Source organism: Ferruginibacter sp. SUN002, assembly GCF_050611725.1.
In the GTDB taxonomy this organism is placed as follows: domain Bacteria; phylum Bacteroidota; class Bacteroidia; order Chitinophagales; family Chitinophagaceae; genus Ferruginibacter.
The window spans coordinates 3,078,840-3,091,101 of the sequence record NZ_JBODJB010000001.1 but is presented as its reverse complement, the minus strand read 5'-3'; the positions used below and the strand labels follow the sequence as shown (position 1 = coordinate 3,091,101).

Annotated in this window: 8 protein-coding genes and 1 tRNA gene; 4 read left to right on the top strand and 5 right to left on the bottom strand. The window is 37.6% G+C overall.

The window, feature by feature from the left end; all coding sequences use genetic code 11:
- Window positions 1-214: 214 nt before the first annotated feature.
- Window positions 215-4,816 (top strand): hypothetical protein, encoded by a 4,602-nt coding sequence (locus ACQ33O_RS13170; RefSeq protein WP_430996055.1) that lies wholly within the window; start codon window positions 215-217, stop codon window positions 4,814-4,816.
- A gap of 552 nt (window positions 4,817-5,368) precedes the next feature.
- Here ACQ33O_RS13170 and ACQ33O_RS13165 read toward each other — a convergent pair.
- Window positions 5,369-5,443 (bottom strand) — tRNA-Val (locus ACQ33O_RS13165).
- 71 nt (window positions 5,444-5,514) lie between these two features.
- Complete coding sequence (locus ACQ33O_RS13160; protein WP_430996054.1) at window positions 5,515-7,251, bottom strand: DEAD/DEAH box helicase; 1,737 nt, start codon at window positions 7,249-7,251, stop codon at window positions 5,515-5,517.
- A 360-nt stretch (window positions 7,252-7,611) separates the two neighbouring features.
- Here ACQ33O_RS13160 and ACQ33O_RS13155 point away from each other — a divergent pair, with 360 nt between their 5' ends.
- Window positions 7,612-8,190, top strand: a complete 579-nt coding sequence (locus ACQ33O_RS13155) for a porin family protein (RefSeq protein WP_430996053.1) — start codon at window positions 7,612-7,614, stop codon at window positions 8,188-8,190.
- Here ACQ33O_RS13155 and ACQ33O_RS13150 read toward each other — a convergent pair.
- Window positions 8,187-8,759 carry an L-threonylcarbamoyladenylate synthase gene (locus tag ACQ33O_RS13150; protein ID WP_430996052.1) on the bottom strand — a complete coding sequence of 191 codons (573 nt, stop codon included), beginning with the start codon at window positions 8,757-8,759 and terminating at the stop codon, window positions 8,187-8,189. The genes ACQ33O_RS13155 and ACQ33O_RS13150 overlap by 4 nt on opposite strands.
- 3 nt (window positions 8,760-8,762) lie before the next feature.
- Window positions 8,763-9,761, bottom strand: coding sequence for a glycosyltransferase family 9 protein (locus tag ACQ33O_RS13145; protein ID WP_430996051.1), 999 nt, complete (start codon window positions 9,759-9,761; stop codon window positions 8,763-8,765).
- 157 nt (window positions 9,762-9,918) lie between these two features.
- On the opposite strand from ACQ33O_RS13145, the gene ACQ33O_RS13140 reads away from it, so the two are divergent.
- Together ACQ33O_RS13140 and ACQ33O_RS13135 are read left to right on the top strand one after the other, a co-directional pair.
- Window positions 9,919-10,731 (top strand): 2,3,4,5-tetrahydropyridine-2,6-dicarboxylate N-succinyltransferase, encoded by an 813-nt coding sequence (locus tag ACQ33O_RS13140; protein WP_430996050.1) that lies wholly within the window; start codon window positions 9,919-9,921, stop codon window positions 10,729-10,731.
- A gap of 43 nt (window positions 10,732-10,774) precedes the next feature.
- Window positions 10,775-11,698 (top strand): DMT family transporter, encoded by a 924-nt coding sequence (locus ACQ33O_RS13135; RefSeq protein ID WP_430996049.1) that lies wholly within the window; start codon window positions 10,775-10,777, stop codon window positions 11,696-11,698.
- Here the strand turns inward: ACQ33O_RS13135 and ACQ33O_RS13130 are convergent.
- Window positions 11,695-12,237 (bottom strand): YdcF family protein, encoded by a 543-nt coding sequence (locus ACQ33O_RS13130; RefSeq protein WP_430996048.1) that lies wholly within the window; start codon window positions 12,235-12,237, stop codon window positions 11,695-11,697. The two genes, ACQ33O_RS13135 and ACQ33O_RS13130, sit on opposite strands and share 4 nt — an antisense overlap.
- Window positions 12,238-12,262: the final 25 nt, after the last annotated feature.

Here is a 12,262-nt window from a genome sequence, read left to right as displayed (position 1 = left end):
CTAACCTTCTTTTCTATTGATTACTATTGCATTTCTAGCTTTTAGGTATTATATTCATAGTAAAATTACTATCAGTAAATCACGGGTAATGCGAAGAGTCAGTTCGGCGTAATTCAATGTGAATGGGACTTTCGACAATAAAGGCAGGGGATAAGCGTTAAATAGGAGCGTATCATTACTAAATGATATTACCAATAACCTTAAACTCAATCCAATGAAACAAGTATTTTTTCAACGAAAAAATGCACTAACGCTTCTCACTTTTTTTGCATTCTTAGTAATATCAAATAGCCTTTTAGCACAAAGAACGGCTAGTGTTTCGGGCTTGTGGAGTAGTACAGCTACATGGGGTGGAAGTTCTGTTCCAAGTTCAACAGATGCTGTAACTATCAATGGTAACATAACCGTTACTGTTGATGTTGCTACTGCAACTTGTGCATCACTGGCAATCAATCCAAGTAATAACAACCAAACCGGCACATTGCAATATGATGCCAATGGATTGGGAGTGCTCACTATTGTAGGGAATTTAACCATAGGTGGTTCAGGAAACAGAAGAGGAGCAATAAATATGACAAATACCGGTACGATGAAGATCGGTGGTTCTGTTACTATTAATAACCTTATTACTTACACTGCCGGTAACGGTACTTTTGAGTATAATGCTGCAGGGGCTCAAACCGTAGCATCTGGCTTTAGCTCTTATAATAATCTTACATTATCAGGTAGTGGCGTTAAAACTATAACAGGTATAACAGTAAATGGTAAACTATCAATGCAGGGTACAGCTACTGCAACAGGTAGTGTAACTACATATGGCGCTGCCTCAACACTGGAATATAAAGGATCATCTTCACAAACAACAGGCTCTGAATTTCCTTCTACTTTTTCAGGGACCGGAGGTTTGATCGTTGATAATTCAAATGGAATAATATTGAATGCTAACAGAACTGTGGCGAATAATGTAACTTTTACCAACGGTAAAATAACCACTAATGCTTTCAAACTTAGTTTAACAAAAGCGACACCTTTAACAGCAATTGTAAACTCATCTTCGAGTAAATATGTAGTTGGTAATCTGGAATTTACTTTTCCAGCAGGAACAACTACCGGCTTGGTTTATCCAATAGGAACATCAAGCATATATGCACCGTATACAATGACAATAACGGGTGTTTCTGGTGTTGTAAGTATATCAGCCGGAACTGCGGCAGGTTTTTCTTCTAATGATCCTGTTGGTACACAACCATCTGGTATCGACAGAACGAATTACGCAAAAGTTTACTGGGTGCTTACCAAAACAGGTACAGGTTCTTTAACGAATTATGATGCAACATTTGATTTTTCAAATGCATCACCTGGTGGAACACCTTCAAATTATAAATTAAGAAATTATACAAGCAGTTGGGCAAACATTGCTTCGCCATCAATTGTATCAAATAAGATCAGTAAAACAGGATTAACTGCATTTGGTGAGTTTGAAGCAGGTGAGGCGAATGCACTTGCTGTTTCAACACAACCGTCTAATACATCAGCTTGTGACCTTGCCGCTACAAGTTTTACAGCGGCATCAACTTCATTGCCTGCGCCTACTATTCAATGGCAGCAGAAAGTTCCGGCAGGAAGTTTTACAAACATTTCCAATGGTGGTGTTTATTCAAATGTAACTACAGGTACGGTAGGTATTTCTAATGTTACAGGATTGAATAATTATGAATATCAAGCTGTGTTCACAAATATTAATGGTACTGCAACTTCTTCTGCGGCTACACTAACAGTAAATGCACTTCCTGCAGTAACCAATGCCAGCGGGGGTGGTACATTCTGTGGTAGTTCAACAACCATTACAGCAAGTGGTGGATCAGGTGGTACAATATATTTCCAAGGTACCACTTCAGGTGGTACATCTACATCAACAGCATCTACATCAGAAGTAGTGAGTGCTTCAGGTACTTATTATTTTCGTTCAAGAAGTGCGGCCGGATGTTGGGGAACAGAAGGCAGTGTAACGGTAACGCTGAATCCAATTCCGGCAGTAACGAATGTCAGCGGTGCCGGTACATTCTGCGGTAGCACAACGATAACCGCCAGTGGTGGATTAGGTGGTACAATATATTTCCAAGGTACTACTTCGGGTGGTACATCAACATCAACAGCATCGACGTCAGAAGTAGTGAGTACATCAGGTACTTATTATTTCCGTTCAAGAAGTGCGGCCGGATGTTGGGGAACAGAAGGTAGTGTAACGGTAACGATTAACCCAAATCCTGCAATAACGAATGTCAGCGGTGCCGGTACATTCTGCGGTAGCACAACGATAACCGCCAGTGGTGGATCAGGTGGTACAATATATTTCCAAGGTGCCACTTCAGGTGGTACATCTACATCAACAGCATCTACATCAGAAGTAGTGAGTACATCAGGTACTTATTATTTCCGTTCAAGAAGTGCGGCCGGATGTTGGGGAACAGAAGGTAGTGTAACGGTAATAATAAACGCAGTTCCCGCTGCACTGAATTTATCCGGCAGTTCTATTTGTTCGAATAATGATGGAACAGGGACGATCAGTTCAACAACATCGGGTGCAAATACGATCAACTACCAATTATATGATGGCACTAATACGCCTGTTCAAAGTCCTAAATCTGGTACAAATGCTGCATTGACATGGAATAGTTTGAATATCGGTAGCGGATATTATGTAATCGGTACAGGAACAGGGGGCTGTAATTCTACAAGTAATACAGCAGATGTTGCTGCAGCAAATAATGTGTGGACGGGTTCAAACAGTAATTTTAATAATGCTTCGAATTGGTCTTGTGGTGTGGTTCCTACTTCAGGGTCGTCTATTGTGATCAATTCTGGCAGTGGTAAAGTAACGTTAGATACAGATTTTGATGTTACCGGTTCATTTGATTTCAATGCTAATACAGCAGGTGATACTTTAATCATTGGTGCCGGAGTAGAATTAAAAGCTACAGGTGGAACAATAGATTTTCATGGTAATCCGGTTATTATAAGATCAACAGCAGCAGGAACCGGTTCGATTGGCCAAATGACCACTGCGTTACAAGGTGCAAGCAATGTAACTGTAGAAAGATTTACTGCACAAAATGCTTACAGAGGTTGGAGAATGCTTGCGATTCCAACGCAAAGTACTCAAAAGGTATTTGCATCATGGCAGGAAAGTGGAGCGCTTGATAATGGCTTTGGTACTTTAATTACCAGTCCTAGCGGAGCAGCAGGGTATGACGCAAAAACACCAAGCTGGTCTTTATTAAGTTATAATCCAGGGCTTGTGCCAAGTTGGTCAGGTGCTACGGCAGCTACCAATACTATTAATATTGTAAACAACGCAAGAGCATGGATGGTCTATATCAGAGGTAATAGAACAGTAGGAGTGTCTGCTACAGATATTGTAACCAATTCTCCTGCACGACTAAGAACTACAGGTGCATTACGTACAGGCAACCAGGATGTTAATTTGGTAGATGGTTTTAACCTTGTAGGTAATCCATTTGCATCTGAAATAGATTTTAATAATATTTCAGTTCTGTCAGGCAGTATTGATAATACGCTTCAATTATGGGATCCAAAAGTTGAAGGGCTTTACAAACTGGGTAATTTTGTGTACTTCAGTGGAGGTCTTTGTGGGGGCTGCGGAGTAGGAAGTAGTTATGAATTTAATCAGAGTAATAGTAAGATCGAATCAGGCATGGCCTTTATCGTTAAATCAAACGGAGCATCACAAATTCGTATAGCGGAAAGTGCTAAAACCAGTGGTAAAAATGTGAACGGTTTAGGCTTCCGTCCTCAGGCAGTTCCAAGTCTGTTAGTAACGGGTCTGTATCCTATCGTAAACAATTTACCGGTTTATGCAGATGGTACTACAATGGCTTACAGTGGTAATTTTAGCAATACAATTGATGGTAATGATGCGGTTAAAACAAGTAATTTTGGAGAGAATATCAGTATGGTTAGAGATACTAAGTTATTAGCAATTGAAAGGAGAAGTCTTATTACTGATAAAGACTCTATATTCTACAAAATAACAGGATTAAAGACCGCAAAATATCGTCTGGAACTTAAACCTTCGGGGATGGATACACAAGGTCTTACAGCTGTTTTGGAAGATAAATATTTATCAACAAGCATACCGATTGATCTTGGTGCAGTCAGTCATTATGATTTTGACGCAGTTTCAACTAATATTGCAACATTTACTGACAGATTCAGAATCGTGTTTAAGATCGCAGGTGTAACACCTGTTACAATTTCGTCTTTCAAGGCGCAGCAAAAAGATGCAACAATAAAAGTAGAATGGAATGCGTCGGTAGAAAATGGCGTTAAACAATATGAAGTAGAACGATCTCAAGATGGTGTAAGCTTTTCTCCAATAGCAACTCTTGCTGCTGCTGCTAATAATGGCGCTGCCGCATCTTATAGTTTTACAGATGAAAGTCCTAAAGCGGGTGTAAATTATTATCGTATCAAAACTGTGGATCTATCAGGTACAACCAAGTATACAAATGTTGTAAAAGTAACTGTTGTTAAAATTGCAGCAGGTATTAGTCTAATATCTACAATGATCGCCGATAATAAGATCGCTATTCGTTTAGATGATCAAATGGGAGGTAAGTATTTTGTAAAACTGACGAATCTTTTAGGTCAGAAATTTTTGAAAACAAGCTTCGAGCATACTGAAGGCAGTAACACTCAAAACATAACAATACCTACTTTAAATAAAGGAACTTACTTGTTAGAAATAATAACTCCGGTAGGTAAAAAAATAATTGAAAAAGTAGTAATGAATTAATGCATCACTGAAAACCAAATGCATTTTAAAATGAAAGCCTCTCAGCAATGAGAGGTTTTTATTTTGTGTAGTTGCTCCTGTTTTAAAACGCTGAATAAAGTTATATGGTACAAGTGTGCGACGCCAATAAAGCTTAATAGTAGTACCAAAGCTTAGTACAAAACAAAAAGCCTCACATTGCTGTGAGGCTTTTGTGGGAGCTACAGAGCTTGTTCCGATTCATCGGAAAGTCGAACCTGTGACCCTCCCGATTATAAATCGGGATGCTCTAACCCAATGAGCTTTTCAATTAATCGTCTACTTTTCCAGTTTTTTATTTGTCTCTCCATTTGTGGCTTCATTTTTTGCGAAGTAAGTTTATTGGTATGCTAATTTCCAGTCTCCTGTTTTACCTGTAAAGCTTTTATGATTAGTATTGTGCTTTCTTATACGTTCAGATAACTCATCAGCAGTAAACTCGATATAGTATTTATCCTTTATTGCTGAAAATAATATGTACACTTTGAATTCCGTAAAATACAAAACCCCACATTTCTGTGAGGTTTGTTTCTGTGGGAGCTACAGGAGTCGAACCTGTGACCCTCTGCTTGTAAGGCAGATGCTCTAAACCAACTGAGCTAAGCTCCCTTCCTTATTTGGGAGTGCAAAGATAAGGGTTAAATATTTTCTGCAAAATTTTTTGCAGAAAATATTAGAAATTAGTTCCTTTTATCCCTCATCGGTATTCTTTTCCTTTCTCCGCCGCCTCTACCTTCATCGCTTGGTCTTCTGAAACCACCATCGGCTTCATTCATACGTACCTGTCTGCCATTGTATTTTTTGCCATCAATACTCTTGATCATTTTGCCGGCTGCAGCCTTATCTATCTCTACCCAGCTGTTCATTTCCTTCATATCTATACGGCCTAGTACTTCCTTATTCAGGTTGCTTTCGTCCAAAATGAATTGTAGAAAACTAGCTTTGTAAAAACCGTCTTTTGTGCCAAGGTTGATGAATAATCTTGTATAGCCATTGTCACGTTGGTTGCGGTCGCCTCTTTCTCTTCTGTTTCCGTTATCTCTACCATCTCTGCTGTTTCCATTATCTCTTCTGTCTCTACCAAAATCACCTTTCGAATTCAAGTCCTGAGCATTTTCATAATATTTCAAGAAGTGACTAAATTCTAACGCAGCTACTCTTTGTAAAATTTCTTCTTTTGTAACATCAGCAAATTTTGTTTGCAGATCACCCATGTAAGTTTCGTAGTCACCATGAGAAATATCCGCACTCATTAATTTTTCCATGAAATGAAAGAATTGTTTTCTGCAAACTTCTTTACCGCTTGGAGCATCAATCTTATGGAATTGAGAATTGATCATACGCTCCAATTGCTTGATCTTATATGTTTCTCTGCTATGTGTAATGGATAAACAAATACCTGTTTTACCTGCACGTGCAGTACGTCCGCTTCTATGTGTGTATACTTCAATATCGTCCGGTAATTCGTAATTGATAACATGTGTAACGCCATCAACATCAATACCACGGGCAGCCACATCTGTAGCAATCAATAATTGCAAATGTTTTGTACGGAATCTGCCCATTACTTTATCTCTTTGTTGTTGAGTAAGATCTCCATGCAAGGCTTCAATTTCGTAACCCTCTCTTGTTAATTTTTCTGCAATATCCTGTGCATCTAATTTGGTACGGGTAAAAATAATACCATACATGCCGGGGTTAAAATCAATCACTCTTTTTAATGCTTCATAACGCTGATGGGCAGCTACTGTCATGAATTGATGATCGATATTTACATTGCCACTGTTCTTTTTACCAACCGTAATTTCTTTAGGATTGGTCATGAAGTTTTTAGAGATAGCTCTAACTTCAGGCGGCATGGTTGCACTGAATAACCAAATGCTTTCTCTGTTTACTGTATTTTTTAAAACAAAATCGATATCATCTCTAAAGCCCATGTTCAACATTTCATCGGCTTCATCCAACACTACATATTTTACTTTTTGAAGATCGATGGCTTTACGTTCTATTAGATCGATCAATCTACCGGGAGTAGCAACAACAATGTGCACGCCGCTGCGTAAATTGCGTATCTGCATAGAGATAGAAGCACCACCATATACGGCTTCCATTTTTAAACCTCTTGTATGTTTTGTAAATACTTCTAAGTCTTTTGTAATTTGTAAACAAAGCTCTCTTGTAGGACAAACGATCAAAGCCTGAGGATGTTTATCTGCGATGCTGATCAGTTGTAATAATGGTAGTCCAAACGCTGCAGTTTTACCTGTACCTGTTTGTGCTAATCCAACAAAATCCATTGTTCCTGATAATAAAACCGGAATGGCTTGTTCCTGAATTGGTGTGGGGGTTTCGAAACCTAGATCGGTTACGGCTTGTACTAATTGTTCGTTTAAGCCTAAGGCTTGAAATGCATTCATGTAAATTGTTTTGTGTTTACATGATATGCTATTTGCCTGTTGTTACACTACTTAAAACTCGTGGAAAACTAAAAGTAAAACTTAACTCAACAGCCCGTGGGCACTTCATGCAATACTCGTTATTAAAATAAATCGCCGCAAAGGTACTGTATTTTTTCGAGATAACCGAATAAAATCAAAGCTTAACGCATAATACAGCTATTTTAAGGTATATTTTGTTTGATAGTATATCGGTTATTTGTAATAACGGGCTTTCAATTTTTGTTTTGATGTTAACATATCTTTACAAAGAATTACTTAAACTTTGGTACATAAATTGGTTCTCACACGGTGTATCTAATTTTTAACAAACTTTATTTTATGAAACTAAAATTATTAATCGCTTCAATTTTCTTTTTTTCTTTTGCTACAGTACAAGCACAAAAATTCAGCCTCGGTATTAAAGGTGGTGCTAATATCAACAAACTAACCGGTAGTTCATTCAAGGATGAGTTCAGTTATGGATTTCATCTTGGAGGATTTGCACAAATTGGTCTTGGAAAGAAATTTGCTATACAACCGGAAGTGTTGTTCACTCAAACAAATGTTGATACAGTAAATAATTTTAATCAGATAAATAGCAGCAGCTTAAAAGATGCCAGATTATCTTATTTGAGTATTCCACTGTTACTAAACTATAAAGTAAATAAGTTACTTACATTACAAGCGGGCCCTCAATTTGGGGTGTTGATCGATAAAAGTAAAAATATATTACAAAATGGCGAAGATGCTTTTAAAGCAGGCGATTTTAGTTTATTAGGTGGTGTACAGTTAAATCTTTCTTCTTTTAAAGTATATGCTCGTTATGCGGTTGGGTTAAATAATCTGAATGAAATAGACGATCAGGACAAATGGAAAAGTCAAAGTATTCAGTTGGGGGTTGGGCTCAGATTATTTTAGGAACGGATCACATTAAAGCTGCCATCTTTTCTTAATTGTATGATTGCCGATGGGGCAGCCGGAGTAGTATCATCTTGACGGTGTTGAACAATGTAGTCAACACCGTTTTTTATTACTATATCAACATCTTTGAATATTGCAGGAGAAGGGTTGCCTGAAATATTTGCGGAGGTTGATACAATAGGTTTTCTAAAACGTTTGATCAGTGTTTTACAGAAAGGGTCTTTCACAATTCTGATGGCAATGGTATTTTCTGCACTGATGAGATTGTTTGCTAAACCAACGGGCCCGTCGTAAATGATGGTAGTTGGTTTTGTTGTCTGTTCCAGAAAATCAAATACGGCAGGATTGGGTTGTGTAATGTAGGTATTAATGTCTCTTTCATCGGCGAGTAAAATGATCATACTTTTCTCGTCAGGACGATTTTTTAGTTGATACACTTTTGATACAGCGGCTTCATTTGTAGCATCGCAACCGATACCCCAGATAGTGTCGGTAGGGTAAAGAATAAGTCCGCTTGTTTCAAGCGTAGCAATACAATTTTTAATATCGTTTTCAAAATCTTGCATGAGTTATGCTGATAAGGTTGCTAAAAGTTGATTTGTTTCTATTCCGAAGCCACATTTAAAATGTTTTAAAGGACATTCTTTTTTTCCATGTAAACCACATGGCCTGCAAGCTAAGGTTTCTTTTGTTTCTATTACGAAAGATCTATCGGACAATGGGGTAAAGCCAAATGCAGGAAGGGTTGAACAGAAAACAGCAGTTACAGGTGCATTCATACCTGAAGCAAAATGCAAAGGAGCAGAGTCATTCACGTAATTCATTATAGCTGATTTCATTAAAGCGGCCGATTGTAAAAAATTCAATTCGCCTGCTAATGTTATAACATTCTTATTCAAACATTGTTCTCTGATTGCCTCACATTCTTTTTTATTATCGGGCCCACCTAATAAATAAATTCTATAATTCTGCGGAACAGCATTGATAAATTCTATCCACTTCTCTATAGGGTATTGTTTGGTAAACCATACACTTGACGGTGTAATACTTATGTATAGATGGTCTGTATATTGTCTTGTTTTTTCAAAGTCTTTTTCTGACGGATAGAGTTTTGGTTTGTTTATAGACACATCTGTAAAATCCTTGATAAGATCGTTGTTGCGTTCTACTTCATGTTTGTATGGTACAGATGTACTGATGATATGTTTTATTTTCTTGCTAAAGAAAAAACTAAGTGGGTTCTTATCAAAACCAATTGTTTCGGTTGCGCCTGATAATGCTGTAATTAAACCTGTTGCAAAAAAACGTTGCAGGTTAATTACCTTATCATATTTTGTTTTCCGTATTTTTTTAATAATAGAAAATAGATTTTTTATTTTGTTTTCTTTCTTAACCCAGATCAGTACTTCATTTATGTGAGGATTGTTATTGAGTAGATTTTCATTTCCTTTTCTCAATAAAAAATCGATTTTGGCATCCGGTAAATATGCTTTTATTTTTTCGACTACAGCTGTGGCTAATACCACATCTCCTATAAAAGCGGTTTGTATGATCAGGATCTTTTGCATCAGGGCACAAAGTTAGAGGTATTTCACAGAGATACACAAAGGATAAACTGAGTTTCACAAAGCGATCGTTCTAAATAAAAGGCGCTCTCAGTGCATCTTTGTGAAACTAATTTTGGGATACACTGTCAACCTTGTAATTTTGCAAAAAAATTAAACTATGGAATTAAAGGGCTTAATAGAAACTGCATGGGGTAACCGAGAATTATTAAAAGATAAACAATATGCCGATGCAGTAAGGGCTGTGATCGAAGAAGTAGATAAGGGAAGATTACGTACGGCTGCACCTACAGACGCTGGCTGGCAGGTAAACGAATGGGTAAAACAGGCAATATTGATGTATTTCGGTATTCAGCAAATGGAAACCTATACATTGCCTCCGTTTGAGTTTTATGATAAAATGAAATTGAAAAGCGATTACGCCTCTCTAGGTGTAAGAGCAGTGCCGCATGCCGTGGCAAGATATGGGGCTTACTTAGCAAAGAATGTGGTATTAATGCCGAGTTATGTAAATATTGGTGCATATGTTGATGAAGGCACAATGGTAGATACCTGGGCAACCGTTGGTAGTTGTGCTCAAATTGGTAAAGGTGTACATTTAAGTGGTGGTGTTGGTATTGGTGGCGTGTTGGAACCATTGCAGGCAAGCCCGGTAATTATTGAAGACGGTTGTTTTATTGGTAGTCGTTGTATTGTTGTTGAAGGAGTTCGTGTAGAGAAAGAAGCTGTATTGGGTGCCAATGTGGTATTGACTCAATCGACTAAGATCATTGATGTGAGTGGAGCAGCGCCTGTTGAAACGAAAGGAGTTGTTCCTGCAAGAAGCGTAGTTATTCCGGGTACATACAATAAAAAATTCCCGGCAGGGGAATACGGTGTTGGTTGTGCATTGATCATTGGTCAACGTAAACCAAGTACAGATCTGAAAACAAGTTTGAATGATGCGTTGAGGGACTTTAATGTATCAGTTTAAAAAATAAAAATGAAAGCCCCATCACTGGGGCTTTTTAATTTATATGAGTGAAACAAAAAAAGGTACATCGAAATATTTGATGGGTTTCATCATCGCTTTTGTTGGAGCATTATTTTTCTCTACAAAAGCAGTGATAGTAAAACATGCATTTATTAATACCGATGTAGATGCGGTTACACTACTTGCATTGAGAATGATATTTGCTTTACCTTTTTATGTTTCAGTTGGTTTATTCGCAAGTAATAAGATTACAGCCACACCTTTTACCAAAAAGCAATGGGTATATGTGATCGGTTTGGGATTAGCAGGTTATTATTTGAGCAGTTTATTTGACTTTATCGGTTTGCAGTATATTTCAGCAGGACTCGAAAGGTTGATCTTATTCTTGTACCCAACATTTGTGGTACTGATGAATGCTTTTATTTTTAAACAAAAGATCAAACCTGTTCAGAAACTGGCATTGATACTTACCTATATTGGTATTGGTGTTGCATACTTTAGTGAATTAAAGTTCAATACGTCGAATGCAAATTTCTTTATCGGGAGTTTCTTTGTGTTTTTGTGTGCCGTAACCTTTGCGGCTTATATAGCAGGTAGTGGTAAATTGATTCCACAGACCGGAGCAACAAGATTTACGGCATATGCAATGATCGCTTCTTCAATTGGGGTACTGGCACATTATTTTTTAACAGGGAATACCATACATCATTTTTCAACACCATTGCTTTGGTATGGATTAATATTGGGTATTGTAGCTACAGTGCTTCCAACGTTTATGGTATCGGGAGCCATTAAGAAGATCGGGGCTAATAATGTAGCAATCATATCAAGTATTGGTCCTGTATCTACCATATTACAGGCACATTATGTTTTAGGTGAGCATATTACTATAGCTCAAATCGCCGGAACAATACTGGTGATTGTTGGTGTGATATTGATAGGATGGAAAGGAGGGGAAAGTAATTAATTAGATGGGGACTTTAGCTGTGTATAATAAGCAACAAATTCTCTTGGCAAAGAAATTATATCTCTGCCTTCAAAATAGTTAGGACTTACACTACTGATATTTGAAAAGTGGCGATTTCTAAAAAGCATTTTCGTTCTGGTTAAATGAAAATATTGAGATACAGAAATTATGCTATTAAACTTCAGGCTGTCTCTTAATTTCAATGTGTTTTCAACTGTAGCAATTGTATTGTTTCCATAATTGTCAACAATAATAACTGAGTCAGGCACTTTGTTTTGAATTAAAAATTCTTTCATCTTATCGCCTTCATAAAAGCCCTCCCGGCCAAGCCCGCCACTCACAAGAATTTTTTTAACACGTCCTTTTTGGTAAAGTTGTAGACCACATTCCAATCTCTTTCTAAGTCTCTCCGAGAGCGTGCCATCTATATTGACCTTACTGCCTAAGATCACGGCAATATCTGCGTTCTTTCCTTCGTCGCTAAGTCCATCGATAGTGATGTATGTGAGATGGCCTAAGAACCACAAAAGTAAAATCAAAAATACGAGTTTGATTTTTTTTCGA

Coding starts and splice junctions, on each gene's coding strand:
- ACQ33O_RS13150 (WP_430996052.1), bottom strand. CDS start 8,759: ATGCAAGATTTTGAAAACGATATTAAAAATTGTATTGCTACGCTTGAA.
- ACQ33O_RS13135 (WP_430996049.1), top strand. CDS start 10,775: ATGAGTGAAACAAAAAAAGGTACATCGAAATATTTGATGGGTTTCATC.
- ACQ33O_RS13145 (WP_430996051.1), bottom strand. CDS start 9,761: ATGCAAAAGATCCTGATCATACAAACCGCTTTTATAGGAGATGTGGTA.
- ACQ33O_RS13155 (WP_430996053.1), top strand. CDS start 7,612: ATGAAACTAAAATTATTAATCGCTTCAATTTTCTTTTTTTCTTTTGCT.
- ACQ33O_RS13170 (WP_430996055.1), top strand. CDS start 215: ATGAAACAAGTATTTTTTCAACGAAAAAATGCACTAACGCTTCTCACT.
- ACQ33O_RS13160 (WP_430996054.1), bottom strand. CDS start 7,251: ATGAATGCATTTCAAGCCTTAGGCTTAAACGAACAATTAGTACAAGCC.
- ACQ33O_RS13140 (WP_430996050.1), top strand. CDS start 9,919: ATGGAATTAAAGGGCTTAATAGAAACTGCATGGGGTAACCGAGAATTA.